The organism is Trueperaceae bacterium, assembly GCA_036381035.1.
Lineage (GTDB): Bacteria > Deinococcota > Deinococci > Deinococcales > Trueperaceae > DASRWD01.
This window is the reverse complement of the sequence record DASVDQ010000149.1, coordinates 1-25,555: the sequence shown is the minus strand read 5'-3', so window position 1 is coordinate 25,555 and position 25,555 is coordinate 1. Positions and strand designations below refer to the sequence as shown.

At 72.1% G+C, this 25,555-nt stretch carries 22 protein-coding genes, 1 tRNA gene and 1 pseudogene; 2 read left to right on the top strand and 22 right to left on the bottom strand.

Annotated elements, in window-relative coordinates; translation table 11 throughout:
* Positions 1 to 305, bottom strand: a 305-nt coding sequence (locus VF202_15230; protein HEX7041467.1) for a hypothetical protein, incomplete at its 3' end; no start/stop codon positions are given.
* Between the two features lie 91 nt (positions 306 to 396).
* Here VF202_15230 and metH point away from each other — a divergent pair.
* Positions 397 to 4,101: a methionine synthase gene (gene metH / locus VF202_15225; GenBank protein ID HEX7041466.1), complete on the top strand. Its 3,705-nt coding sequence runs from the start codon at positions 397 to 399 to the stop codon at positions 4,099 to 4,101.
* A 116-nt stretch (positions 4,102 to 4,217) separates the two neighbouring features.
* Here metH and VF202_15220 read toward each other — a convergent pair whose 3' ends face one another.
* The 20 genes and pseudogenes from VF202_15220 to VF202_15125 form a co-directional block, all read right to left on the bottom strand.
* Positions 4,218 to 5,048 (bottom strand): methylenetetrahydrofolate reductase, encoded by an 831-nt coding sequence (locus VF202_15220; protein HEX7041465.1) that lies wholly within the window; start codon positions 5,046 to 5,048, stop codon positions 4,218 to 4,220.
* A gap of 178 nt (positions 5,049 to 5,226) precedes the next feature.
* Positions 5,227 to 6,630, bottom strand: a complete 1,404-nt coding sequence (locus VF202_15215) for a tryptophanase (protein ID HEX7041464.1) — start codon at positions 6,628 to 6,630, stop codon at positions 5,227 to 5,229.
* 51 nt (positions 6,631 to 6,681) lie between these two features.
* Positions 6,682 to 7,836, bottom strand: a complete 1,155-nt coding sequence (locus tag VF202_15210) for a pyridoxal phosphate-dependent aminotransferase (GenBank protein HEX7041463.1) — start codon at positions 7,834 to 7,836, stop codon at positions 6,682 to 6,684.
* 10 nt (positions 7,837 to 7,846) lie between these two features.
* On the bottom strand, positions 7,847 to 8,266 hold the full coding sequence (ndk, locus tag VF202_15205; GenBank protein ID HEX7041462.1) for a nucleoside-diphosphate kinase: 420 nt from the start codon (positions 8,264 to 8,266) through the stop codon (positions 7,847 to 7,849).
* Positions 8,267 to 8,425: 159 nt separating this feature from the next.
* The gene (locus VF202_15200; protein ID HEX7041461.1) at positions 8,426 to 8,899 is read right to left on the bottom strand and encodes a DinB family protein; all 474 of its coding nucleotides are present in this window, start codon (positions 8,897 to 8,899) and stop codon (positions 8,426 to 8,428) included.
* A gap of 58 nt (positions 8,900 to 8,957) precedes the next feature.
* A complete protein-coding gene (locus VF202_15195; protein HEX7041460.1) occupies positions 8,958 to 10,004 on the bottom strand; it encodes an HD domain-containing phosphohydrolase in 1,047 nt (348 codons plus the stop codon).
* A 155-nt stretch (positions 10,005 to 10,159) separates the two neighbouring features.
* Positions 10,160 to 11,614, bottom strand: coding sequence for an NADH-quinone oxidoreductase subunit N (locus VF202_15190; protein HEX7041459.1), 1,455 nt, complete (start codon positions 11,612 to 11,614; stop codon positions 10,160 to 10,162).
* The gene (locus VF202_15185; protein ID HEX7041458.1) at positions 11,611 to 13,077 is read right to left on the bottom strand and encodes an NADH-quinone oxidoreductase subunit M; all 1,467 of its coding nucleotides are present in this window, start codon (positions 13,075 to 13,077) and stop codon (positions 11,611 to 11,613) included. Before VF202_15185 ends, VF202_15190 begins: the two co-directional genes overlap by 4 nt.
* Positions 13,074 to 15,008, bottom strand: coding sequence for an NADH-quinone oxidoreductase subunit L (gene nuoL, locus VF202_15180; protein ID HEX7041457.1), 1,935 nt, complete (start codon positions 15,006 to 15,008; stop codon positions 13,074 to 13,076). Before nuoL ends, VF202_15185 begins: the two co-directional genes overlap by 4 nt.
* Positions 15,005 to 15,328 carry an NADH-quinone oxidoreductase subunit NuoK gene (gene nuoK / locus VF202_15175; protein ID HEX7041456.1) on the bottom strand — a complete coding sequence of 108 codons (324 nt, stop codon included), beginning with the start codon at positions 15,326 to 15,328 and terminating at the stop codon, positions 15,005 to 15,007. Before nuoK ends, nuoL begins: the two co-directional genes overlap by 4 nt.
* Positions 15,325 to 15,894, bottom strand: coding sequence for an NADH-quinone oxidoreductase subunit J (locus VF202_15170; protein HEX7041455.1), 570 nt, complete (start codon positions 15,892 to 15,894; stop codon positions 15,325 to 15,327). Before VF202_15170 ends, nuoK begins: the two co-directional genes overlap by 4 nt.
* Positions 15,895 to 15,940: 46 nt before the next feature.
* Positions 15,941 to 16,471 (bottom strand): annotated as a pseudogene (nuoI, locus tag VF202_15165) (NADH-quinone oxidoreductase subunit NuoI).
* A 21-nt stretch (positions 16,472 to 16,492) separates the two neighbouring features.
* Positions 16,493 to 17,521, bottom strand: a complete 1,029-nt coding sequence (gene nuoH, locus VF202_15160) for an NADH-quinone oxidoreductase subunit NuoH (GenBank protein ID HEX7041454.1) — start codon at positions 17,519 to 17,521, stop codon at positions 16,493 to 16,495.
* The gene (gene nuoG, locus VF202_15155) at positions 17,518 to 19,947 is read right to left on the bottom strand and encodes an NADH-quinone oxidoreductase subunit NuoG (GenBank protein HEX7041453.1); all 2,430 of its coding nucleotides are present in this window, start codon (positions 19,945 to 19,947) and stop codon (positions 17,518 to 17,520) included. Before nuoG ends, nuoH begins: the two co-directional genes overlap by 4 nt.
* Positions 19,944 to 21,296, bottom strand: a complete 1,353-nt coding sequence (nuoF, locus tag VF202_15150; GenBank protein ID HEX7041452.1) for an NADH-quinone oxidoreductase subunit NuoF — start codon at positions 21,294 to 21,296, stop codon at positions 19,944 to 19,946. Before nuoF ends, nuoG begins: the two co-directional genes overlap by 4 nt.
* Positions 21,296 to 21,937, bottom strand: a complete 642-nt coding sequence (locus tag VF202_15145; GenBank protein HEX7041451.1) for an NAD(P)H-dependent oxidoreductase subunit E — start codon at positions 21,935 to 21,937, stop codon at positions 21,296 to 21,298. Before VF202_15145 ends, nuoF begins: the two co-directional genes overlap by 1 nt.
* Entirely contained in the window at positions 21,934 to 23,157 is a 1,224-nt protein-coding gene (nuoD, locus tag VF202_15140; GenBank protein ID HEX7041450.1) for an NADH dehydrogenase (quinone) subunit D, read from the bottom strand. Before nuoD ends, VF202_15145 begins: the two co-directional genes overlap by 4 nt.
* Positions 23,157 to 23,831, bottom strand: coding sequence for an NADH-quinone oxidoreductase subunit C (locus VF202_15135; GenBank protein HEX7041449.1), 675 nt, complete (start codon positions 23,829 to 23,831; stop codon positions 23,157 to 23,159). The genes nuoD and VF202_15135 overlap by 1 nt, the downstream gene beginning before the upstream one ends.
* The gene (locus tag VF202_15130) at positions 23,831 to 24,367 is read right to left on the bottom strand and encodes an NADH-quinone oxidoreductase subunit B family protein (protein ID HEX7041448.1); all 537 of its coding nucleotides are present in this window, start codon (positions 24,365 to 24,367) and stop codon (positions 23,831 to 23,833) included. Before VF202_15130 ends, VF202_15135 begins: the two co-directional genes overlap by 1 nt.
* A gap of 2 nt (positions 24,368 to 24,369) precedes the next feature.
* The gene (locus VF202_15125; GenBank protein ID HEX7041447.1) at positions 24,370 to 24,717 is read right to left on the bottom strand and encodes an NADH-quinone oxidoreductase subunit A; all 348 of its coding nucleotides are present in this window, start codon (positions 24,715 to 24,717) and stop codon (positions 24,370 to 24,372) included.
* 416 nt (positions 24,718 to 25,133) lie between these two features.
* Here VF202_15125 and VF202_15120 point away from each other — a divergent pair.
* Positions 25,134 to 25,209 (top strand) — tRNA-Lys (locus VF202_15120).
* 59 nt (positions 25,210 to 25,268) lie between these two features.
* Here the strand turns inward: VF202_15120 and VF202_15115 are convergent.
* A partial coding sequence (locus VF202_15115; GenBank protein HEX7041446.1) for a hypothetical protein occupies positions 25,269 to 25,555 on the bottom strand: 287 nt, incomplete at its 5' end.

Below are 25,555 nucleotides of genomic sequence, written 5' to 3'. Positions count from 1 at the left end.
AGCGCGCCCGTCGCGCCCGTGCCGGGGAACAGCAGCTTGTAGTCGGGCCCCGCGCCCAGGCAGCGCTTCACGTACTCGGCCGCCTCGTGCGTGAGGCGGGTCGTGTGCGCCCCCAGGGCGCTGTCCTCCGTGTGGGTGTTGGCGTAGAGCGGCAGCACCGCGTCGGCGAGGGCGCGCTCCACCGACCTCAGGTGGCGGCCCGAGGCGACGTGGTCGGCGTACGTGACCCGCCGAGGGCCGTAGGGCGTCGTCACGCACGCCCCTCGGTCCACGAGGTCCACCCTGACCCGCTCGAACACGTCCATCCGTCTCTCCCGTGTCGACGCAGGGTACAACCTCGGCGGCCCGCGCCGGCGGACTGCCGCCCCATCCCACCCCGTGGCGTACAGTCTCACCGTGGCGCACGCGATCTCCGAGCACCTGAAGCGGCGCGTCCTCGTGCTCGACGGCGCCATGGGCACGATGATCCAGCGCGCCGGCCTCTCCGAGGACGACTTCCGCGGCGAGCGCTTCGCCGACCACCCCGTGGACCTGAAGGGCGCCAACGACGTGCTGGTGCTCACGCGCCCCGACGTGGTCGCCGCGATCCACGAGGCCTACCTCGAGGCCGGCGCCGACATCGTCGAGACGAACACGTTCAACGCCACGCGGATCGGCCTGGCCGAGTACCGTTTGGGTGGGGCCATCCCCGACATCAACAGGGAGGCCGCCAGGCTGGCCCGCGCCGCGGCCGACAGGCACGCCACGGCGGAGCGCCCCCGCTGGGTCGCCGGGGCGATCGGCCCCACGAACAGGTCGCTGAGCTACTCCCCGCGCGTCGAGGACCCCGGCTACAGGTCCGTGACGTTCGACGAGGTGCACGCCGCCTACCTCGAGCAGGCCACGGCGCTCATCGAGGGCGGCGTCGACCTGCTCCTCGTCGAGACCGTCTTCGACACGCTCATGGCCAAGGCGGCGCTGCAGGCCTGCGAGGACGCGGCCGCCGCGTCGGGCAGGGACGTTCCCCTGGTGCTCTCGGGCACGGTCGTCGACGCCTCCGGCCGCCTCCTCTCCGGGCAGACGCTGGAGGCGTTCTGGACCTCCGTGCGGCACCACGACCTCCTGGCCGTGGGCCTGAACTGTTCCCTGGGACCGGCGGAGATGCGGCCGTACGTGGAGGAGCTCTCGCGCCTGGCGCACGTCTACACCGTCGCCTACCCGAACGCCGGCCTGCCCAACGCCTTCGGGGGCTACGACCTCGGGCCCGAGGACATGGCGCGCGTCCTGAGCGAGTTCGTCGCCAGCGGCTGGGTGAACGTCGTCGGCGGCTGCTGCGGCACGACCCCGGAGCACATAGCCGTCTTCGCCGCGGCGGCGCGGGAGGCGACGCCGCGGGTGCCGCCCCCGCGCGACCCGCGCCCCAGGCTCGCCGGCCTGGAGGCGCTGGTGATCGGCCCGGCTCCGGGCGAGGAGGCGGCGCCGCGCGGCTCGGCGTTCGTGAACGTCGGGGAGCGCACGAACCTCACCGGCTCGCGGCGCTTCAGGCGCCTCGTCGTCGCCGGCGACCTCCCCGGCGCCGTGGCCGTGGCGCGCGAGCAGGTGGCGGCGGGCGCCCAGGCGATCGACGTGAACCTCGACGAGGGCCTGATCGACGGACCGCGCACGATGGCGGCCTTCCTCGACCTGCTCGCCTCCGAGCCCGACGTCGCGAAGGTGCCGGTGATGCTCGACTCCTCGAGCTTCGCCGTCATCGAGGAGGGCCTGAAGCACGTGCAGGGCAAGGCGATCGTCAACTCGATCTCGCTGAAGGAGGGCGAGGACGAGTTCCTGCGCCAGGCGGGCGTGGCGCGGCGCTTCGGGGCGGCCGTGGTCGTCATGGCTTTCGACGAGAGGGGCCAGGCAGACACCTACGAGAGGCGCATCGAGGTGCTCTCGCGCGCCTATCGTCTCCTCGTCGAGCGTGCCGGCTTCCCGGCGGAAGACGTCATCCTCGATGCCAACGTGCTGACGGTCGGGACGGGCATGCGCGAGCACGCGCGCTACGCCGTCGACTTCATCGAGGCCGTGAGGTGGGTGAAGGCCAACCTGCCGGGCGCGCTCACCTCGGGCGGCGTGTCGAACGTCTCGTTCGCCTTCCGCTCGAACGCCCGCGTGCGCGAGGCCATGCACGCGTCGTTCCTCTACCACGCGGTCAACGCCGGCCTCGACATGGCCATCGTCAACCCCGGGTCCCTGGCCGTCTACGACGAGGTCGAACCTGAGCTACTGGAGCTGGTCGAGGACGTCCTGTTCGACAGGCGCGAGGACGCGACCGAGCGGCTTGTGGCCTACGCCGCCAGCCACGAGGCCGCCGCCCAGCGGGCCCGCCCCGCCGACGAGTGGCGCTCCTGGCCGGTGACCGAGCGCCTGAAGCACGCCCTCGTGCAGGGGCTCGACGAGCACGTCGAGGCCGACGCCCTCGAGGCGATGCGGGTGCTGCCGGGGCCGCTCGAGGTGATCGAGGGGCCCCTGATGGACGGCATGAACGTCGTCGGCGACCTCTTCGGCAGCGGCAAGATGTTCCTGCCGCAGGTCGTGAAGAGCGCCAGGGTCATGAAGAGGGCGGTGGCCGCCCTCACGCCCCACTTGGAGGCGCGGCCGGCGGCGGGCGGCCGTACGCAGGCGGGCAAGGTCGTGCTCGCCACGGTGAAGGGCGACGTCCACGACATCGGCAAGAACATCGTCGGCGTCGTGCTCGCCTGCAACGGGTTCCAGGTCATCGACCTCGGCGTCATGGTCCCGGCGGACGCGATCATCGACACGGCGCTGCGCGAGGGCGCGCAGGCGATCGGGCTCTCCGGCCTGATCACCCCGTCGCTGCTCGAGATGGAGCACGTGGCGCGGGAGATGGAGAGGCGCGGGCTCGACCTGCCGCTGCTCATCGGCGGCGCGACGACGTCGCGGGCCCACACGGCGGTGAAGGTCGCGCCGCAGTACGGCGGGCTCACCGTGCACGTGCCGGACGCGTCGCGGGCGGTGGGCGTGGTGGCGCGCGCCCTCTCGCCGAGCGAGCGCGAGGCGCTGGCCGCGGAGACGCGCGAGCTCTACGACCGCGTGCGCGCGCAGCACGAGGCCTCGCTGGGGGCGCGGGAGCTCCTCGGCCTGGAAGCGGCCAGGGCGCGGGCACCCCGCTTCGCCGACTGGTCGCACGTCGTGCGTCCGCGGCGGCCGGGCGTCACGGCGTTCGTCCCCTACCCGCTCGGCGACCTCCTCCCGTACATCGACTGGGGGCCCTTCTTCTCGGCGTGGGAGCTGCCGGGGCGCTACCCGGCCGTGCTCGACGACCCGGTGAAGGGCGAGGCCGCGCGGGCCCTGTTCGCCGACGCGCGAGCCATGCTCGAACGGGTCGTCGCCGAGGGCTGGCTCGAGGCCCGGGCCGTGGTGGGCCTCTTCCCCGCCGCGTCGCGCGGCGACGACGTGCTGGTCTACGAGGACGAGACGCGGTCGCGGGTCGCGCGGGTCCTCCACACCCTCAGGCAGCAGACCGCCAAGCGCCCGGGGCAGCCGAACCTCGCCCTCGCCGACTACGTGGCGCCGGAGGGCTCCGGGGTCGACGACTGGGTGGGCGCCTTCGCCGTCAGCGTCCACGGCGCCGCGGAGCGCGCCGCCGCGTACCGGGCCGCTGCCGACGACTACTCGGCGATCCTGCTGACCACGCTCGCCGACCGCCTGGCCGAGGCCCTGGCCGAGCGGATGCACCAGCGCGTGAGGCGGGAGCTGTGGGGCTACGCCCCCGACGAGGAGCTGTCCCAGGAGGACCTGGTCGCCGAGCGCTACCGCGGCATCAGGCCGGCGCCCGGCTACCCCGCCTGCCCCGACCACCGCACGAAGCGCGACATCTTCGCGCTCCTGGACGCCACCGCGGCGACGGGCGTCGCCCTCACGGAGGGGCTGGCCATGACGCCTCCCTCGGCCGTGGCCGGCCTCTACCTCGCCCACCCCGAGGCGCGCTACTTCGGCGTCGGCAAGCTCGCCCGCGACCAGGTCGAGGACCTGGCCGCGCGCAGCGGAGCGAGCGTCGCGGAGACGGAGGCCTGGCTCGCTCCCTACCTGGCGTACTCCCCGTCGGTCGCGGCGGACTGAGCCCGGCGCGGGTGGGCGTCGCGCGGTGTCGGTGGGGACTGTCTCGACCCGCGTCGAACGCGCCCGGGCGCCTGTCGGCTCCGTGCTGGCGCGCGCTGACGTCGGCTCGGCACTCGTCAGCCGAGCAGGTCGCCCAGCCAGTCGCGCACGCTCACGCGGATCGGCATGAAGTAGAGGTGGCCGCCGCTGCCGGCGACGTGCTCCAGGACGCGCGCGGCGAGGTCGCGGTGCCAGGCCAGGGTCGGCTCGAAACCGGCCGGGAAGACGGCCCGGTTGCGCGACAGCCAGTAGCGCTGCGACCGCGGCGAGGTCACGCTCGTCACGCCCCAGAACACCTCGAGGCCGGACGTGAGCTCCTGCCACACGGCGAGGAGCCGCAGGTCGAAGAACGGCTGCGTGAAGAGCCCGTCCGCGCCGGCGTCGAGCTTCGCCTCGGCGTAGGCGAGCTCGGCGGCGAAGCCGCTGCGGTAGGGGTCGAGGGCCGCGTACACGCGCAGGTCGGGGTGGGCGGCCCTCAGGGAGCGGATCGCGTCCACCGCCAGGGAAGGCCCCGCCGCCTCCGGAGCTGGAGCGCCGGCTCCGGGGGGCGCGGCGGGCACGGGCGAGGGTGGCGCCGGCGCCGGCGTGCCGGTCGGTGACGACGGGGCGCCCGTCGGCAGCGCGTCGCCGGAGACGACGAGCACCTCGTCGATGCCCCCTGACCTCAGCCTGGTCAGCACCGGCCAGCCGGCCACCTCGTCAGCCAGCACCTCCGCCGCCCGGAAGTGCGGCACGGCCGCCCACCGGCCCGCCGAACGCACCTGGAGCGCCGCCTGCCAGCCGCGCAGCGCGAACTGCGCCAGGTCGGGCACGTTCACGGTGTCGACGCTTCCCAGGCAGACCAGCTCGTCGAGCTGGGCGGCCAGCGACTCGGCGTCGCGGGGGACGAGCTCCACGCTGAGGCGCATTCGGGCAGGGTACATCGGCGGCCGTCAGGAGGCGAACGGCCGCGGGCGGCAGGCCCGCCGGGCGCCATCGGCCGTCAGGTCGCCGGCGGCCGCGGGAGGCACCATGCCTCGGGTCGATGGGCCTGGTGCGTGGCGAGAGCACCGGCCCCCAGCGCGGGCGGACTGTCTCCCCGCCCCCTCAGGCCAGCAGGCTGCCGTGCGCGGGCTCGAAGCGCGCCGTGAAGTGCCGCAGCACCGGCGGCGCCTCGACGACCCGCACGCCGCGGACGCGGTCGCGGACCGAGCCGACGTAGGCGATGACCTCTGCCAGGTAGTCCACGTGGCTCTGCGTGTAGGTGCGTCGCGGGAAGGCCAGGCGCACCAGCTCGTGGCGGGCGGGCTTCTCGCTGCCGTCGGGCTGGCGGCCGAACATCACCGAGCCGATCTCGACCGACCTCACGCCGCCCTCGAGGTAGAGCACGAGCGACAGCGCCCAGGCCGGGTACTCGCGCTGCGGCACGTGCGGCAGGAGCGCCTTGGCGTCGATGTAGACGGCGTGGCCGCCGGTGGGCCTGACGATGGGGACGCCCGCGGCGAGGAGCCGCTCGCCCAGGTACTCGACCGAGCGGATGCGGTAGCGCAGGTAGTCCTCCTCCAGCGCCTCCTCGAGGCCAACCGCCAGCGCCTCGAGGTCGTAGCCGGCGAGGCCGCCGTAGGTCGGGAAGCCCTCGGTGAGGATGAGCTGGTTGCGAGCCGCCTGCGCCAGGGCCTCGTCGTTCAGGGCCAGGAAGCCGCCGATGTTGCCCATCCCGTCCTTCTTCGCGCTCATCGTCGCGCCGTCGGCGTAGGAGAACATCTCCCTCGCGATGTCGCGGGGCGACCTGTCGGCGTAGCCCGGCTCGCGCAGCTTCACGAGGTAGGCGTTCTCGGCGTAGCGGCAGCAGTCGATGAACAGCGGCACACCGTGCTCGCGGCACACGGCGCTGACCTCGCGCACGTTCGCCATGCTCACCGGCTGGCCGCCGCCCGAGTTGTTCGTGACCGTGAGCATCACCAGCGGCACCTTGCCGCGGTGCTCGTCCAGCACGCGGCGCAGCGCCCGTACGTCCATGTCGCCCTTGAAGGGGTGGTCCGAGGAGGTGTCGCCGGCCTCGTCGCAGGGCAGGTCGAGCGCCGTGGCCCCGACGGCCTCGACGTTGGCGCGGGTGGTGTCGAAGTGCGTGTTGTTGGGCACGACGTCGCCGGGACGCACCGCGACGCTGCAGAGGATGCGCTCCGCCGCCCTGCCCTGGTGCGTGGGCAGCACCTGGGCGAACCCCGTGATGCCCTTGACGGACGCCTCGAACCGGTAGAACGACGGGCTGCCGGCGTAGCTCTCGTCGCCGCGCATCATGGCCGACCACTGCGCGCTCGACATCGCGCCGGTGCCCGAGTCGGTGAGGAGGTCGATGAGGACGTCCTCGGCGCGCAGGCCGAAGAGGTTGTAGCCGGCGGCGGCCAGTGCCGCCTCGCGCTCCTCCCGCGTCGTGAAGCGGATCCTCTCGACCGCCTTGATGCGGAACGGCTCGATGATCGTCCTGAACCGCGAGTCTGGGGCGTTCACGGACCGAGTCTATGGCCCGCTGTTCGCACCGGGCCCCGCGGGGCCAGCGCCCTACGACACCAGCGCCTCGATGCGGCGCAGCGCCTCCTCGACCTTGTCGAGGCTGGTCGCGTAGCTGAACCGCACCTGCCCGGGGGCGGCGAAGTCGGTGCCCGGCACGACCGCCACGCGCGCCTCCTCGAGGAGGCGGGCGGCGGCCTCGCCCTCGTCTGGGTCGAGCGGCGTGACGTCGGCCATGGCGTAGAACGCGCCCTGCGGCAGCGGCGTCTTGAGGCCGAGGCGGTTCAGGCCGGAGACGAGCACGTCGCGGCGCTCGACGTAGGCGGCGCGCGTCATGCGCTGGAACTCGGCGGTCTTCTCGACCTCGTTGAGCGCCGCCACCGTCGCGTGCTGGGCGACGGCGTTCGCGCCGGAGGTGGACTGGCCCTGCAGCCTGTTCATGGCCTTGATGAGGTCGCGCGGCCCGGCCGCGAAGCCGATGCGCCAGCCCGTGAGCGCGTAGCCCTTGCTGGCCCCGTGGATCACCAGCGTGTGGTCGGGGGCGAACCGCGCGGCGGGCGTGAACTCGCCCTCGTAGACCAGGTGCTCGTAGAGGTCGTCGGCGAAGACCCACACGTCGCGGGAGGCCGCCAGCTCGGCGATCGCCCGCACCACCTCGGGCGGGTACACGGCCCCGGTGGGGTTCGAGGGCGAGTTGATCACGACGGCCTTCGTGCGCGGCGTGAACGCGGCCTTCACCTCGTCGACGTCGGGCACGAAGCCGTCCTCGGGCCGCGTCCGCACGACCACCGGCACGCCGCCGGCGAGGCGCACCTGGGCCGGGTAGGAGACCCAGTAGGGCGCCATGATCACGACCTCGTCGCCCGGGTCGAGGACCGAGAGGAAGCCGTTGTACAGGACCTGCTTGCCCCCGGTGGAGACCATCACCTGGTCGACGCCGTAGGTCAGGCCGTTCTCGCGCTGGAACTTGGCGGCGATGGCCTCGCGGAGCTCGACGGTGCCCTCCGAGGGCGTGTACTTGGTCTTCCCGAGGCGGATGGCCTCGTGCGCCGCCTCGAGCACGTGCTGAGGCGGCTGGAAGTCGGGCTCGCCCGCCGTCATGACGACGACGTCCACGCCCTGGCGGATCAGCTCCTTGGCGCGTCCGTCGAACGCGACGGTGGACGAGCCCTTGAGGCTCAGGATCGCCTGGGAGAGACCTGGCAAGTCGCGCCTCCTAGACCAGCTCGCTCTGGTCGAAGAAGATGCCGATCTCGCGCTCGGCGGTGGCGGGGGCGTCGGAGCCGTGGACGACGTTCTCGTCGATGGTCGTGGCCAGGTCGCCGCGGATCGTGCCGGGGGCGGCGTCCTTCGGGTTCGTGGCGCCCATCATCTTGCGCCACTCGGCGATGGCGTTCTCGCCCTCCACCACCATGGCGACGACGGGGCCCGAGGTGATGAACGAGACGAGTCCCTCGAAGAACGGCTTCCCGGCGTGCTCGCCGTAGTGGCGCTCGGCCAGCTCGCGGCTGATGCGCATGAGCTTCAGCGCCCTGATCGTGAAGCCCTTGGCCTCGATGCGGGAGATGATCGTGCCGGTCAGGCCGCGGCGCACGCCGTCCGGCTTGACCATGGCGAAGGTCTGTTCGACTGCCATGGGTGCGGACTCTACCACGGGGGCGGGACGCGTTCCGGAGCCGTTCCGGGGCGCCGTACGGCCGCCGTGCGACGCCGGGGCGGGCCTAGGCGAGCGGCGGGAGCCTCCCCGCGCCGGCATCCCGCGGCGACGCCGCGAGCCGGCCGCCGTGGACGACCCTCACAGGCCCAGCTGGGCCAGGTGGTTGATGTCGTGCCCCGCCATCATGCGCACCATCAGGTCGGCGCTCTCGAAGCCGCGCTCGGGGTGGTAGGCCTCGGCCAGCCAGTCCTCGAGCGTGAACCCGGCGATCAGCGCCAGGTTCCAGGCGCGCTGCGCCGCGAACGACTCGACGGCCAGCGACGGGTCGAGCTTGCCGTAGCGCCGCGCCCACGCGTCCTGGTCGAACGGCTGCACCTCGACGCCCGGCGCCGCGACCAGCTGGCGCAGGCGGAAGCCCATCACGATCTCCACGTCGGCCAGGTGCGCGAGCACCTCGCGCGGGCTCCACTTGCCCGGCGCGTAGGGGGCGTCGAGGTCGGCCGACGTCGAGCCCTCGACGTACTCCTTCAGGCGTGTCGGGGTCGCGCGGAGGATCTCGACGGGGTCGAGCTCGCCTAGCAGCGACAGGTAGTGCTGGACGGGGTCGGGCACGCCCGAACTGTAAATGAGGCGGTCGGCGCAGGTCTAGGACGAGGGACGCGCGCCCGCCTCAGCGCGCGGGGACCTCCTGGTAGACGATCTCGCCGGCGTCGACCGCCCGCAGGAACGCCTCGACGACCACCGGGTCGAACTGCGTGCCGGCGTTGCGGCTCACCTCGGCTATCGCCTCGGGCAGCGTCATCGCGCGCCTGTGCACGCGGTCGCGGCTCATCGCGTCGAACGCGTCGGCGACGGCGACGATGCGGGCCTCGAGCGGGATCGCCTCGCCCGAGAGGCCGTTGGGGTAGCCCTTGCCGTCCCAGCGCTCGTGGTGGTTGAGGGCGATGACCTCGGCGAGGCGGATCGTGGGCGAGCGCGAGCCGGAGAGCAGCTCGGCGCCGGCCTTGGCGTGGCCGCGCACGACCTTGAACTCCTCCTCGGTTAGGTCGCCCGGCTTGAGGAGGATCCTGTCCGGCACGGTGATCTTGCCGACGTCGTGGAGCCGCGCCGCGCGCATGAGCATCTCGACGCGCACGGGGCCCAGCCCCAGGCGCCTGGCGATCGCGCCGGCGGTCTGGGCCACGCGCCAGGTGTGCTCGCCGGTGTCGTCGTCGCGGTACTCGGCCGCGCGCGCCAGCCTCACGAGCATCTCGAGCTGCGAGTGCTCGAGGTCGAGCGTCCTGCGCCTCACGGCCTCCTCGAGGCGGTCGTTCTGCTCCTCGAGCTGCTTCTGGTAGTAGCGCGCCTCCAGCAGGTTCCGGACGCGCAGACGCGTCTCCGTGGGGTTCACGGGCTTGTTGATGAAGTCCTTGGCGCCGCTCGCGAGCGCCGCGTCGCGCAGCTCGGGGCGGGCGTCGCCGGTGACCATGATGACCGGGAAGGCCTCGGGGAGCACCGGACGCAGGTCGCCGAGGACCTGCAGGCCGTCGCGGCCCGGCATGTGCATGTCGAGGACTACGAGGTCGGGCCTGATCTCCATGAAGCGCTCGACGGCCCGCAGGGGCTCGTCGCAGGTGTGCACGTGCTCGTAGCCGGCCCGCTCGAGGATGCCCCTCACCAGCACCAGCGAAGCCTCGTCGTCGTCGACGAGCAGCAGCTTCATCTGGCTCAGGTCCACCGTCCGAGAATCGTAGTCGACGAGTGATCGCACCACAGCCAAGTACTTCCCATCTCTCGCAGATTCGAGCCGCGCCGTCCGGGACGGCGCTCTTCGACCCCGCAGCAATGTAACGGCGCGCTTCTGACCGGGCTCTTACGCGGGGAGGCGGCTCGTCAGAACCCGAGGGCCGCCTGCGCCCCGCGCACCGCGTCGTGCCACCAGCCGGGCAGCAGGCCGAGGAGGACCGTGCCGGCCAGGGCGGCGGCGATGGCGATCTCCGTGGCCGTGGAGCGGAACGTGGGGGCGGGGTACTCGGGCCGGCGGAAGTACATGGCCGCGACCACGCGGAAGTAGTAGACGAGCGCGACGACGCTGGTGATGATGCCGAGCAGGGCGAGCCACAGGTACCCGGCCTCGACGGCGGCCGAGAAGACCATCACCTTGCCCGCGAAGCCCGCCAGCGGCGGGATGCCGCCGAGGCTGAGCAGGAAGACCGTGAGCGCCAGGGCGAGCCCCGGCCTGGTCTGGCCGAGGCCGGCGAAGCGCTCGATGTCGTCGCCCTGGTCGTTCCTGTCCATTACGAGCGAGAGCACGGCGAAGGCTCCCGCGTTCATCAGCGTGTAGGCGGTCAGGTACCATACCGACGCCTCCACGCCGCCGTGGTCGGGGGCGAGCACCGCCAGCCCCAGGTAGCCGGCGTGCGCCACGGCCGAGTACGCGAGCAGCCGCTTGACGCCGCGCTGCAGGAGCGCGGCGAGGTTGCCCACCACCAGCGTGGCCGCCACGGCCACGGCCAGCGCGCCCTGCAGCCAGGGGGAGACGTCCGGCGCCACCGTCGACACCAGGCGCACGAGGGCCGCGAACGCCCCTACCTTCACGACCACGCTCATGAACGTGACGACCGGCGTCGGCGCGCCCGTGTAGACGTCGGGCGACCACTGGTGGAACGGCGCCAGCGCGGCCTTGAACGACAGCCCCACGAGGACGAGAGCGGCGCCGAGCGTGGCGAGGTCGACCGCCTCGCCGCCGGCCAGGGCGGCGACGACGTTCTCGTAGACGAAGCTGCCCGAGGCGCCGTAGAGGAGCGCCGCGCCGTAGACGAGGACCGCCGAGCCGAAGGCGCCGAGCAGGAAGTACTTCATGCCGGCCTCCTCCGACTGGCGCGCCGCGGGACGCCACGCCGAGAGGACGTAGACGGGCAGGGAGAGGACCTCGAGGCCCAGCAGCAGCGTGATCAGGTCGCCGGCGGCGGCCATGACCATCGCCCCCAGCGCCGAGAGCACCATCAGCGGGTAGTACTCGGGGTGGTCCATGTCGAGGCGCTCGAGCTGGTCGTAGCTGACGAGCACGGCCAGCGCCGTGCCGACGATGATCACGAAGTTCAGCGCCAGCGCCGGCACGTCGGCGAGGTAGCGCAGGCCGAAGCTCGCGCCCCCCGCGCTGCCCGACATGAACAGGGAGAGGTTGAGGACGAACGCGCCGGTGAGGCCCAGGAGCACCGTGCCGGCCGTGAGGCGCGAGTCGCGCTGGTACAGAGCCAGCAGCAGGCCCACGGCGGCGGTGACGAGCAGGGTGAGCGCCGGGGCGAGGTGGCCCCAGTCCACGTCGAGGGCGGGCGGGAAGGTCACTTCGCACCTCCCAGCGCCAGCTCGTCGGGCGCCTGGTCGTCGGCGGCGAGCTGCAGCACGGCGAGCTGCGACTGCGCCTCGATGCGCTCGAGCTGCGGCGCCGGCGCCACGCCCAGCCAGATCACGCCGGCCACGAACGGCACGAGCAGGTAGAGCTCCACCGGCCCGAGGTCGCGCGTCGCCTCACGCTGCTGGCCCTGGAACAGGCGCTGGTAGACGTTCACCCCGTAGACGCCGGCGCCGATCACGGCGAGGGTCGCGATCACGGCGGCGAGCGGCGCGGCCTGGTAAGCGCCGAGCAGGCTCAGGAACTCGCCGGGGAAGTTGCCAAGGCCGGGCACGCCGATGAACGCGAAGATCAGGAACAGCGACAGCGCCGCCAGCGCCGGCGCGCTCTTGGCGATGCCGCCGTAGGCGTCGACGTCGAAGGACCGCCGCCTGACGTAGAGCAGCCCGCTGACGACGAACAGGCCGCCGGTCGAGAGCATCTGCGCGGCGAGGAAGTAGATCGCGCCGTTCAGGCCCGCGACGTGCAGGCCGAAGACGCCCACGGTCACGATGCCCATGTGCGACAGGGAGGCGTAGGCGAGGAGCCTCTTGAGATGCGTCTGGCTCGTCGCGACGACGGCGCCGTAGACGGCCGTGAACGCGCCCAGTGCGATGAACAGCGGCGCGAGGCGCTCGGCGCCGAGCGGCAGGATCGGCAGCGCCCAGGCGAAGAAGCCGTAGGCCCCCACCTTGTAGAGCGTGCCGAGGACGTCGGCGGCCCCGGAGGGGTGGTTCTGCTCGTTGAGGTCCACGAGCCAGGAGTGCAGCGGCCACAGGGGCACCTTCACCGCCATGCCCAGCGCCAGGCCGGCGAAGAGCCAGGCCTGCGTGCCCGCCGGCAGGTCCTGGGCGGCGAGCACGAGGTCCGCGAGGGCGAACGACGCGGCGCCGGAGAGCGCCTTGAGGGCGAGGATCGTCACGAGCATCACGAACGAGCCGCCGACGGCGTAGGTGAGGTACTTCAGCGTCGCGGCGCGCCGCTTCTCGAGGCCGTAGGCGCCGAGGAGCAGGAGGCTGGGGATCAGCGTGCCCTCCCAGAACACGTAGAAAACCAGCAGGTCGCGGGCCATGAAGATCCCGCCGAGGCCGGCCTGGGCCAGCAGCAGCCAGGCCACGAACCGGCCCGGACGCTCCTCGACGGTCAGCGCCGCGACGAGCGCGGTGGGGACCATGACGAGCGCGACGACCACGACGAGCACCGAGGCGGCGCCGCCGGGGTCGAGCGAGAAGCTGACGCCCAGCCCCGGCAGCCACGCCCTCTGGAAGGCGGGGGCGCCGGGCAGGAAGAGGGCCGCGGCGAACGTCGCGATCGTGCTGGCCAGGGAGGCGGCGACGAGCGCGCCGCGGCGCTCGCCCGCCAGCGCGGCCAGGGCGGCCCCCACCAGGGGAACGAGCAGCGGCAGGAGGGCGATCACCTGAGCACCCCCGCGATCAGCGCGACGGCGGCCACGGCGACCGCACCGCCGAGCATGGCCAGCGCGTAGAGCCTCACGTGGCCCGTCTGCCACAGCGTGGCCACGCGGCCCAGCAGGGCCACGCCGCCGGCCGCCGCGGCGAGGCCGCGGTCGAGGACGTCGCGGTCGAGCGCGGCGAGTCCCTCGGCGACGCTCTCGCCCGGCCGCACGAGCAGCGCCTGCGCGGCGGCGTCGAAGCCCATGCCGCCGCGGGCGAGCGCGGCCACGGGAGTGGGCTCGAGCCGCTTGACGGTGCGGCCCTTGTCGACGGCGTAGAGCCAGTAGCCGGCCGCCAGCCCGGCGAGCGCCGCCAGCGCCGACGCGGCCACGAGCGCCCACTCGGCGCCGAGCGACAGGTGGCGGAACTCCACGGCGGCCGTCACCGGCGCCAGCCACTCGGCGATGAGGTTGCGGCCGACGAACGCCTGCAGGCCCAGGTAGCCGGCGAGCACGCTGCCCACGGCCAGCACCACCAGCGGCACCGTCATCACGGCCGGCGACTCGTGGACGTGAGCCTTGGCCTCGGCGGCGAGGCGCTCCTCGCCGGCGAACACGAGGTAGTACCAGCGGAACATGTAGGCGGCGGTGAGCACGGCGGTGACGAGCAGCAGCGCGAAGAGGACCGGCCCGCCGGCGCCATCGAGCAGCGAGCTCGTCAGCGTGCCGGAGAGGATGGCGTCCTTCGAGAAGAACCCCGACAGGAGCGGCACGCCGGCGATCGCCAGCGTGGCGATCAGCGACGTGGTGCCGGTCACGCGCATGCGCCGCCCCAGGCCGCCCATGCGGCGCACGTCCTGCTCGCCGCCCAAGGCGTGGATCGCGGACCCGGCGCCGAGGAACAGCAGGGCCTTGAAGAACGCGTGCGTGACGACGTGGAAGATGCCGGCCCAGTAGGCGCCCGCGCCGACGGCGGCGACCATGAAGCCGACCTGCGAGATCGTCGAGTAGGCGAGGATCCGCTTGATGTCGGTCTGGGCGAAGGCGGCCACGGCGGCGACCAGCGCCGTGAGCACGCCGACCCACGCCACGGTCGCGGCGGCGGCTGGAGCCTGCGCGAACAGGCCGCCGGCGCGCGCGATCAGGTAGACGCCGGCCGTGACCATCGTCGCGGCGTGTATGAGGGCCGAGACCGGCGTGGGGCCCGCCATGGCGTCGGGCAGCCAGAGCTGCAGCGGCAGCTGCGCCGACTTGCCCGCCGCGGCCAGCAGGAACAGCAGGCCGATGGCCGTGAGCGCCGGGTCGCCGAATGCCACTCCGCGCGCCGCCTCGGTCACCGCCGACACGTCGAGCGAGCCGAAGACCTTGAAGGTGAGGAACATCGCGATGAGGAAGCCGACGTCGCCGACGCGGTTGACGATGAACGCCTTCCGGGCCGCGTCGGCGTTCGCGCGCTGCTCGTACCAGAACCCGATGAGGAGGAACGAGCACACGCCCACGCCCTCCCAGCCGACGAACATCAGCGGGAACGAGTCGGCGAGGACGAGGACCAGCATCGCCGCGACGAACAGGTTGAGCTGCGCGAAGAAGCGCGCGTGGCCGGGGTCGCCCCTCATGTAGCCGATCGAGTAGACGTGGATCAGGAGGCCGACGCCGGTGATGACCAGGCACATGGTCAGGCTGAGCTGGTCGATGAGGAACCCGAGGTCGACCGTCAGGTCGCCCGCGCGCAGGAACTCGGCGAAGACGTACCTGAAGCCCTCGGCGCCGGCCGGGTAGGCGAGGAAGGCGACGAGAGAGAGCACGAACCCGGCGGCCACGGCGGCCGAGGCGACGACGCCGCTTGTCGGCTCGCGCATGCCGCGCCCGAAGAGGCCGTTGACGAGCGCGCCCACCAGCGCGGCGAGCGGCGCCAGGGCCACGACCTGGACCGTGGTGACGACCGCGTCCGTCATCCGCGCACCTCGGCGAGCTGGTCCACGTCGGTGGTGACCCGGTACCTGAAGATCGCGACGAGGATGCCGAGGCCGACGGCGACCTCGGCCGCGGCGACGGCCAGGACGATGAACACGGCGCCCTGGCCCTCGAGCGCGTGGGCGCCGCCGGTCACCGACCAGCGCCGCGCGAACGCGACGATGGCCAGGTTCGCGGCGTTGAGCATCAGCTCGATCGACAGGAACACGAGGATCGCGCTGCGGCGCGTCACGACGCCCACGGCGCCGAGCCCGAACAGTACGGCGCTGAGCGCCACGAAGTACTCGCTGGGGACGCTCACGCCGGCTCGCTCGCTCTCATGGCGGGCTCCTCCTCGGTCACGACGGCGACGGCCTCGGGGCCGCGCTCCTCGCCGGCGCGCTGCACCAGGCTGACGGCGGCGATCACGCCGGTGAGGAGCAGCACGGCGACGAGGTGGAAGGCCAGCAGGTACTCGCTGAACAGCACGGTGCCGATGCGCTCGGCGCTGCCGCCCTGCAGCACGGCGTCGACCGCCGCCTGGTCCGGCCCGGGGCGGCGCTCGGCCAGCACCGTGCCCGCGACGGCCACGGCGCCGAGCAGCCCCACGCCGTAGGCCGCCCAGCGCAGCCAGGGCCAGCGGGCGGCGGGCGGCTGCTGCTCGACGTTGAGCAGCATGATCACGAACAGGAACAGGACCATGACGGCGCCGGCGTAGACGATCACCTGGATCGCGGCCAGGAAGTGGGCGTCGAGCATCACGTAGGCCACGGCCACGGCGAGCAGCGTGCCCACCAGGCCGAGCGCGGCGTGCACGGGCTGGCGCGCCGTGATCACGAGCGCGCCGCCGGCGACGGCCAGCGCGGCGACGATCAGGAAGCCGATCATCCCGCCGACGCCCCTCCCCTGCCTGCCGCTCGGAACGCCGCCGGCATCAGTAGTCGACGCCTTCCAGCTCCGGCCTGTGGTCGGCGACGAAGCCGACCTTCACCTCGGTGCCCTTCGCCGCGGCCTCGCGGCGCTGCCACTTGCTGCCGACGGTGCCTACCAGCATGTCCTCCTTGCGGTAGACGAAGTCCTCGTAGCGGTAGTCGGCGAGCTCGAACTCGTGGCCCAGCACGATGGCCCCGGTGGGGCACGCCTCCTCGCACATGCCGCAGAAGATGCAGCGCAGCATGTTGATCTCGTAGATCTTCGCGTAGCGCTCCCCGGCCGACACGGGGTCGTTCGGGTCGTTCTCGGCGGCCTCCACGTAGATCGCGTAGGAGGGGCACGCGGCGGCGCACAGCGAGCAGCCGATGCACTTCTCGAGGCCCGTGTCGGGGTGCCTGAGCAGGTGGTGCCGTCCGCGGAAGCGCGCCTGCAGGCGCACGGGCTGCTCCGGGTACTGGACCGTGACGGGCCGCTTGAAGAGGTGGGACAGCGTCACGCCCATGCCCTTGGCGATGTCGATGACGCTCATGCCTGCCTCCCTGTCACGCTCGGGTCACAACACAAAGGCGATCACCGTCCCCGTCAGCAGCGCGCCCGCCAGGGCGACCTCGAACAGGTAGAGCCAGCCGAAGCGCATGAGCTGGTCGTAGCGCAGGCGCGGCAGCGTCGCCTTCAGCCAGATGAACAGGAACAGGAAGAAGGCGATCTTCAGCACCAGCCAGACGAACGGCCACTGGGACATGCCGGGGACGATCCTGTCGACGAAGGCAGGGCCGCGCCAGCCGCCCAGGAACAGCGTGCTGATGAAGGCCGAGGCCGTGAACATGTTCACGTACTCGGCCATCATGTAGAGCGCCCACTTGATCGACGAGTACTCGGTCAGGTAGCCCGCGACTAGCTCCTGCTCGGCCTCGGGCAGGTCGAACGGGGTGCGGTTCACCTCGGCGGTCCCGGAGATCAGGAACGTCAGCATCGCGAGCGCCAGACCGGGCCACAGCCAGGGGCTGACCGACCAGATGCCGGTGTCGACGATCTGCCGCAGGTTCAGGGTGCCGGTCACCATGATCACGGCGAGGACCGACAGGCCGAGGCCCAGCTCGTAGCTGATGATCTGCGCCGAGGAGCGCAGGGAGCCGAGCAGCGCGTACTTGCTGTTCGACGCCCAGCCGCCGAGGAAGATGCCGTAGACGCCCAGGCTGGTCACGGCCAGGACGTAGAGCACGCCGACGTCGAGGTCCATCACCCACGGGTTGAAGCCGAAGAGGCTGCCCGGCGGTCCGGCCGGGATCGCGCCGAACGCCGAGAGCGCGCACACGATGCTTATGGCCGGCGCCAGCACGTAGACCACGCGGTCGGCGCTGGTCATGACCAGGTCTTCCTTGAATATCGACTTGAGCGCGTCGGCGATCGGCTGCAGCAGGCCGAAGAGCCCGACGCGGTTCGGCCCGTAGCGGTGCTGGAAGCGCGCCAGGAGCTTGCGCTCGATGACCGTCATGTAGGCGAACCCGCCCAGCAGGATCAGGCACAGCACGAACGCCTTGACGAACGTCACGAACAGCGGGTCGCGGACGTAGTCGCTCACGACGCCACCGCCTCCCTGTCGCGGAGGACTACGAGGCTGGAGAGGTCGGCGTGGGCCAGGCCCTGCGGCTGGTCCGGCGTGGCGGCGATCGTCATCAGCCCGGCCGGCACCGCGTCGGTGACGTGCACGGTCGCGCGGCGCCACAGGCCGTCCACGCGCAGGCGCACGTCGTCGCCGCTCCTGAGCTCCAGGGCCGCGGCGTCGTCAGGGCTGACGCGCAGCAGCGGTCCGCCGCGCTCGGCGAGCAGGCGTGGGTTGAGGTAGGCGTATTCGGCCCTCACCATGGACGGCGCCACGACGACGTTGCCGCCGCGGCGCCTGGCCTGCGGCTCGGCCGGCGCTGGCACGCCGCGCGCCGCCGGCTTGGGCTCGAGGAACGCGCCCCACTCGGGGAGGTCGGCGAGCTCGAGGTCGAGGCGCTGGCGCAGCACGCGCTGGGCGCTCCTGACGCTGCGGCCCTCGAGCCGCTGGCCCAGCGCCTCGCCGAGGTACCGGACGACGCCCGTGAGGTCCTCGCTGGCGCCGCCCTCGACGGGCGCGGCGTTGACGCGCAGGAACCGCCCCTCGAGGTTCACGACGGTGCCGTCGCGCTCGTACACGGTCTTGGCCGGCAGCACGACGTCGGCGAGCGCGGCCGTCTCGGTCATGAAGCTGTCGTGGACGACGAGCAGGTCCTTCTGCTTGAGGCGCTCGGCGACGTCGGGGTCCTGCGCCGGGTCGAGGTGGGAGAGGACGAGGGCCCGCGCCGTCTCGAGCATCGCCGGGTAGGCGTAGCTGGCGTGGCTGGGCAGCACGCCGATCAGCTCGAGGCCGTGGCTGTCGGCCATCGGACCGACGAGCAGCGCCTTCGCCCCCGCGGAGCGCGCGAACGCCAGCGCCGCCTCCGTCGCCTCGCGCGAGGCCAGCACGGTCCCGCCCAGAACGACCACGGCGCGCGCTGCCGCCCTCAGGCGCGCGGCGACGCCGCTCACGAGGTCGGGCTCCAGGCCGGTCGCCTCGGCGCCGGCCTCGCCGGACAGCGCGGCGAACAGCGCCGCCTCCTGCCCCGGGGCGTAGCGCAGCGCCGCTCCGGCCCAGCGCATGAGGTCCACACGGTAGGGCGCCGCCACGGCGAGGACCTCCCGGCGGCGCGGCATGCGCTCCTTGAGCCGCAGGTCGGCGATGGGCACGCCGTGCGGCAGCAGCTCCGGCGGGGTGACGCCCTTGAGGGCGTCCTTGATCCTGAGGTCGAGGATTCCCGCCTCCTCGGTGACGTCGCCGACGACGAGGATCGCGTCGGCGGTCGCGAGGTCGGCGATCGTCGCGCGCAGGTCGGGGGGCGGGACCACCGAGGCCGCCGTCCGCGGGGCGTGGTCGACCTGCCCGGTGCCGAGGTGCTCGGCGAGCGCCAGCGCGCCCACGCCCTCCTCGAGCGTCGCGTCGGCGCGCAAGGCGATGCCGACGTCCTTGCCGCTGAGGCCGCCGAGGCGCTCGGCGACGAGGGCCGCGGCCTCCTCCCACGACGCCGGCACGAGCTCGCCGCCGCGCCGCACCAGCGGGGTGAGCAGGCGCGACGGGTGGTCCACGTACTCGTGCCCGAAGCGCGTGCCGTCGTCGATCCAGGTCTTGTTGACCTCGGGGTTGAGGCGCGCCTTGACGCGCTCGACGCGTCCGGTGCGCGAGTCGATCCACACGGCGGCGCCGGTGGGGTCGTCCATCGTCACGGACGGCGTGTGGTGGTACTCCCAGTTGCGCCCCCGGAAGCGGCTGGTCGTGTCGAGCAGCGCGCCCACCGGGCAGATGTCGGTGATGTTGCCGGTGAAGTTGCTCGGCAGGCCGTCCTCGGCGGTGCCGATGTAGGTGCGGTTGGCGCGCTCGATGAAGTCGAGCACGTTGTCGCCCGGCACCTCCTCGAAGTAGCGCACGCAGCGCTTGCAGTGGATGCAGCGCTCCCTGTCGAGCGTGATCAGCTCCGAGAGCGCGTGGTGCTTCTCCTGGTGGCGCTTGTCGAACTCGAAGCGCGAGATGCCTGAGCCGTACTCGTAGGCGCGGTCCTGCAGCTCGCAGGCGCCGCCCTTGTCGCAGACGGGGCAGTCGAGCGGGTGGTTGATGAGCGTGTACTCGACCATCGAGTTCTGGGCCCGCTTCACGGGCTCGGAACGCGTGTCGATGACCATCCCCTCCATGACCTGCGTCGTGCAGGTGGCCATGAGGTTCGGGAACCAGAAGATCTTCGGCTCGCCCGTCTGCTCGTCGAGGATCCAGGCGCCGTCCTTGTCCTTGCGCGGCGCGCCGATGCGCGCCAGGCACATGCGGCACGCCCCGATGGGCGACATGTACTCCTGGCTGCAGAAGTACGGCACGTCGTCGCCCGCGGCGAACACGGCGTCGATCGCGCTCGTGCCGGGGGCGAGGTCCAGCTCGACGTCGTTGACCTTGACCCTCATGCCTGCCACCAGTCGCTCTTGGGGTACTTGGGCACCTTGTGCGTGGCCAGGTGCTCGTACTCGTCGCGGAACCACTTGAAGCTGGCCTGCACGGGCATCACGCAGGCGTCGGCGAGCGGGCAGAACGCCGTGCCGCGTATGTTGTTGGCCAGGTCCTCGATGAGCTGCACGTCCTCCATGGTCCCGAGGCCGTCGACGAGCTTCTTGTAGAGCAGCGGCAGCCAGTGCGCGACGCCCTCGCGGCACGGCGTGCACTTGCCGCACGACTCGTGCGCGTAGAAGCGCACGACGTTGTACATGGCGTTCACGATGCACTTCTCGCGCGGGATCACGATCACGCCGCCGGTGCCGAGCATCGAGCCGTTCTTCGCCAGCGTGCCGAAGTCCATGGGCATGTCGAGGAACTCGTCGCGCCAGGGGAACATCGGCGTCGAAGAGCCGCCGGGGATGAAGGCCTTGGGCTCCATGGTCGGCCCGCCGGCCATGTCGTAGATCAGCTCCCTGAAACTGGCGCCCATGGGCATCTCGTAGACGCCGGGGCGCCGCACGGGCCCGGAGACCTGGTAGAGCTTCGTGCCCTTGCTGTCCTCCGTGCCCATCGCGGAGAACCAGGCCGCGCCCCTGGCGATGATGTGCACGGCGCTGGCCAGGCTCTCGACGTTGTTGATCGTCGTCGGCTGCCCGTAGAGGCCAGCGGCCGCCGGGAACGGCGGCTTGAGTCGCGGGTTCGCGCGCAGGCCCTCCAGGGAGTTCATCAGCGCGGTCTCCTCGCCGCAGATGTAGGCGCCGGCGCCGCGGTGCACGGTGATGTCGAAGGCGTAGCCGGCGCCGAGGACGTCCCGGCCCAAGAGGCCCGCCTCGCGCGCCTCCCTCACCGCCTGCCACAGACGCTCGTAGCCGAGGTGGTACTCGCCGCGGACGTAGACGAAGCCGTACGTGGCGCGCATGGCGTAGGCGGCGATGATCATGCCCTCGATGAGCTGGTGCGGGTCGTCCTCGAGGATGTAGCGGTCCTTGAACGAGCCGGGCTCCGACTCGTCGGCGTTGCACAGCAGGTAGCGGGGGCGGTCGTCGACGGGCGGCATGAACGACCACTTCACGCCCGTGGGGAAGCCGGCGCCGCCGCGTCCGCGCAGGCCGGAGGCCTTGACCTCGTCGATCACCTGCTCGGGGGTCATGGTCGTGAGGGCCTTGCGCGCCGCCTCGTAGCCCCCGTGCGAGCGGTAGAACTCCAGCGTGTGGGAGCCAGGCACGCCCACGTGGCGGTAGAGGGTGACCTCGAAGCGCGGGTCGTGGCGGCTGGTGATGGGCCCCTCCCCCGGCGGCGTGACGGCCGCGGCGCCCGCCATCAGCCCTCGCCTCCCCCCGGGCGCGAGGCCTCGGGAGAGGCGCCCGCCGGCGCCTGGGTCCCCGTCCCGTCCCGCGAGAACGGCGCGGCCTCGTCGGGCCCTTCGTTGTCGCCGCCGCGCTCGCGCCACGGCTCCGGCATCTGGTCGCGGCGCAGCGCCGCGATGAGCTGCGCGCAGCGGCTCTTGGTGACCCGCTCGTAGTAGGTGTCGTTCACCTGCAGCACGGGGGCGGAGCCGCAGGAGCCCAGGCACTCGACCTTCTGCAGGCTGAAGCGCCCCTCGCGGTCGCGCTCGCCGTTGACGATCCCCAGCTCCTGCACGAGGCGGTCGTACATCTCGTCGGCGCCGGCCAGCGAGCACGACAGCGTCGAGCAGACCTGCAGGTGGTACCTGCCCACCGGCTGCTCGTGGTAGGTCGAGTAGAAGGTCATCACGCCCTTGACCTCGGTGACGTTGATGCCGAGGATCTCGGCGATCTCGTGCATGCGCGCCTCGGAGACGTGCCGCTCGGCGCTCTGCACCTCCCACAGCAGCGGCATCAGCGCGCTGCGCCGGCCCTCGGGCGGGTAGCGGTCCAGGATCTCCCGCAGGCGCTCCTGCTTGTCGGCGAAGAAGGGCGTGACGGTCTGCAGCTCGATCACTTGTCGACGTCTCCTAGCACCGGGTCGAAGCTGGCGATGTTGATGACCATGTCGGCGAAGAGCCCGCCCTTGCTCGACACCTCGAGCGACTGCAGGTTCGCGAGGCTGGGGGCGCGGACCTTCACCCTGTAAGGCATCGAGCCGCCGTCGCTGGCGATGTAGTAGCCGAGCTCTCCGCGCGCGCTCTCGGTGGGCACGTAGACCTCGCCCTTGGGCGGGTGGAACCCCTCGGTGACGAGCTTGAAGTGGAAGATCACCGCCTCCATCGAGGTCTCGAGCTCGCGGCGCGGCGGCAGGCTGATGCGGCGGTCGGGGTCGATGACGGGGCCGGGCTCGAGCATGTCCATGGCCTGACGCACGATGCCGAGGCTCTCGCGCATCTCGTCCATCCGCACCTGCATGCGGGCCCAGATGTCGCCGTCGTCGTAACAGGGGACGTCGAAGTCGTAGTCCTGGTAGCCGGAGTAGGGCGCGGCCTTGCGGAAGTCGAGCGGCACGCCGCTGGCGCGCAGCGACGGGCCGGTGAGGCACCAGTCGAGGGCCTGCTGCCTCGTGAGCACGCCGACCCCGCGCGTCCTGGCCTCGAGGATGTCGTTCCCCATGAACAGGTCCTCGTACTGCGCGAGGTAGTCGGGGAAGGTGCGCACGAAGTCGCGCACCATCGGCTCGAAGTCCTCCGGCACGTCGCGGTAGAGACCGCCGACGCGGAAGTAGCCGTAGTTCATGCGCACGCCGCTGACGGCCTCGAAGATGTCGAGGATCTTCTCGCGCTCGCGCATGCAGTAGAAGAACGGCGTCAGCGCGCCCATGTCGAGGAGCGCCGTGCCGAAGAAGACGAGGTGGCTGGCGATCCGGTTGAGCTCGACGAGGATCACCCTGATGCGCTGGGCCCGCACGGGCACGCGGGCGTCCATCAGCTTCTCGACGGCCAGCATGTAGGCGAGGTCGTGCGCGAAGCCGTTCACGTAGTCCATGCGGTTGGAGTACGTCACGCACTGCTGGTACGTGCGGTTCTCCATCGTCTTCTCGAAGCCGGTGTGCAGGTAGCCCACGTACGGCTTGAGGGAGACGATCCGCTCGCCGTCGAGGTCGACGACGAGGCGCAGCACGCCGTGCGTGCTGGGGTGCTGCGGGCCCACGTTGATGCGCATCCGCTTGGTCTCGAACGCGCCGAGGCCATCCCCGGCCGGCGCGCGCGTCTCGGGCGCCCGCGCGGCCATCAGCCCTCACCCGCCTCTTCGGCGTCGAGGTTGCTCGCCAGCTTCGAGCGCGGCACCGGCACCTGCGTGGCCTTGACGCCGGCGCGGGCGCCGCCCTTCCACCCGGTGAGGCCGGGGTCGCGGCCGGTGAGGCCGGCGCGGAACGACGGCGGGTCGATGAACCGGCCGTCGTTGAACAGCGTCGGCGTCTCGCCGAGCGGGAAGTCCTTGCGGTGCGGGTGGCCCTCGAGGTCCTCGGGCGTGAGGATCTTGCGGAGGTCGGGGTGGCCCTCGAAGACGATGCCCATCATGTCGTAGCACTCGCGCTCGAGGAAGTTCGCGCCGGGCCATATCGCGGTGCAGGTGGGCACGGTCTCGCCGTCGTCGAGGTCGACCCGCACGAACAGCCGCGCGGCGCCGGAGACGTCGTGCACGTTGTAGACGACGGAGAAGCGCTTGCCCTGGTGTCCCGGGTACGTGAGGTAGTCCATGCCGTGGACGTCGGTGAGCATCTCGAGGCCGAGCTCCTTGACGCGCCGCAGCCCCTCGATCAGCGACTCCTTGGGCAGCGTGACGCTGACCATGCCCTTGAACTCCCGGACCGCGCCGCCCAGCCCGGTGAGCGCCTCGACGGACGCGCGCCGCAGGGCCTCGGCCTCGGCCGGCTTGTGGGGCGTGTACCAGACGCGGGCCACTAGCGCGACCAGCCCTCGACCATCGGCAGGGCGACGCCCCGCTCGTCGAACGCCTCGCCCCTGACCTTCTTCTGTAGCTGCTGCACGGCGTAGATCAGCGCCTCCGGGCGCGGCGGGCAGCCGGGGACGTAGATGTCCACCGGCACCACGGAGTCGACGTTCTGCACGATCGCGTAGTTGTTGAACATGCCGCCAGACGAGGCGCAGGCGCCCATGCTGATGACCCACCTCGGCTCCGGCATCTGCTCGTAGACGCGTCGCATCACCGGCGCCATCTTCTTCGACAGGCGTCCGGCGACGATCATGACGTCGGCCTGCCTGGGGCTGGCGCGGAACACCTCTGAGCCGAAGCGCGCCAGGTCGTTGCGCGAGTTCGTGGCCGCCATCATCTCGATGGCGCAGCAGGCGAGGCCGAACGTGACGGGCCACAGGCTGTTGCTGCGGCCCCACTTGACGAGGTTCTGCAGGGTCGTGAACAGGATGCCCTCGGCCTCGAGCTCCTGAACGTCCTTCTCGAAGAGGTCGCGCAGTCCCATGCTCACTTCCAGTGGAAGACGCCCTTGCGCAGCAGGTAGACGAACCCCACCGCCAGCAGCAGGACGAAGATCACGGCGTTGGCGAGGAGGAACTGCGGGGCGGCCCTGAACTTGACGGCCAGCGGGTAGAAGAAGGCCGTCTCGAGGTCGAAGACGATGAAGATCATCGCCACCAGGTAGAAGTGGACGGGGAAGCGCTCGCGGGCCGTGCCCAGCGCTGGTATGCCGGACTCGTAGGGCGACAGCGTCGTCTCGGTGGCGCGCTTGGGGCCCACGAGGGAGCCGGCCACCAGCGCCAGCGCCGCGATGAGGCCGGCCGCGAGGAACATCATCAGCAGTTCGGCGTACACTTGCGCCCCTCCCTGTCCTCCGCGTTCCCGTGAGCGCCGCGGCGCCTCGCCCTCGGGCGCCGCCGCACCTCCTCGCGCCGTGGGCCGCGCTCACCCATCTCATGGGCACTCGTGCGCGATTTCACGAACACGAGATGGCGTCAGTCTAGCAACGGCCCCACCCCCCAACAAGGCGAGCGGGACCCGGGGAGAAACACCGGCGTCTCCGCGTCGGGCAGCTCCGGCGGAGGCACGGCGCGGACGCCCGGGAGCCTCGCACCGGCAAGCTCCGGCGGGCGGATCGTGGCGACGGCGCGGGACGCCCGGCGAGCGTCTTCGACGCGGTATCATCGGGAACGCGCGCGGCGCCGGGCGAGCGCTCGCTCCCCGGCGGCGCGCCGCGGCACGCGCCGCGGGCGGTCGGCTCTCCCCCGCTGGGGTCGTTAGCTCAATCGGTAGAGCAGCTGGCTTTTAACCAGCGGGTTCCGGGTTCGAGTCCCGGGCGACCCACCATCCTCTTGCGAAGCTGGTCGCGTGTTCTCCGAGCTGACCGGCCGCTCACCATCAAGTCCTCAGGCGGGCCGTCTGGCCCCCACCCAGCGCACCGCGCCGACACCTGCCGCGGTGAGCCTGTCGGCGAGCTGAGCCATGTGGTGGTTGAGGTGCCTCACGTTGATCACCTGATGCTCCAGCTTGGGCACCCTGTACCGGTGGAAGCCGCTCTCCGCTGCCGCGAAGTCGAGGGTATCGACGGCCTCGTCGATCATGCCGTCGAGGTACTGCAGGTACTGAAGCGCCTGCTCCTGCGAGTACGGCGCAGGGATGACGGGTAGCGGACTCTCCGGGTCGGGAGGGCCGG

What these genes read in the sequence shown, in the direction of transcription:
- VF202_15220 (HEX7041465.1), bottom strand. Translation starts at nt 5,048, where the DNA reads ATGCGCCTCAGCGTGGAGCTCGTCCCCCGCGACGCCGAGTCGCTGGCC.
- ndk (HEX7041462.1), bottom strand. Translation starts at nt 8,266, where the DNA reads ATGGCAGTCGAACAGACCTTCGCCATGGTCAAGCCGGACGGCGTGCGC.
- nuoL (HEX7041457.1), bottom strand. Translation starts at nt 15,008, where the DNA reads ATGACGGACGCGGTCGTCACCACGGTCCAGGTCGTGGCCCTGGCGCCG.
- VF202_15170 (HEX7041455.1), bottom strand. Translation starts at nt 15,894, where the DNA reads ATGATCGGCTTCCTGATCGTCGCCGCGCTGGCCGTCGCCGGCGGCGCG.
- nuoG (HEX7041453.1), bottom strand. Translation starts at nt 19,947, where the DNA reads ATGAGGGTCAAGGTCAACGACGTCGAGCTGGACCTCGCCCCCGGCACG.
- nuoF (HEX7041452.1), bottom strand. Translation starts at nt 21,296, where the DNA reads ATGGCGGGCGCCGCGGCCGTCACGCCGCCGGGGGAGGGGCCCATCACC.
- nuoD (HEX7041450.1), bottom strand. Translation starts at nt 23,157, where the DNA reads ATGGCCGCGCGGGCGCCCGAGACGCGCGCGCCGGCCGGGGATGGCCTC.
- VF202_15130 (HEX7041448.1), bottom strand. Translation starts at nt 24,367, where the DNA reads ATGGGACTGCGCGACCTCTTCGAGAAGGACGTTCAGGAGCTCGAGGCC.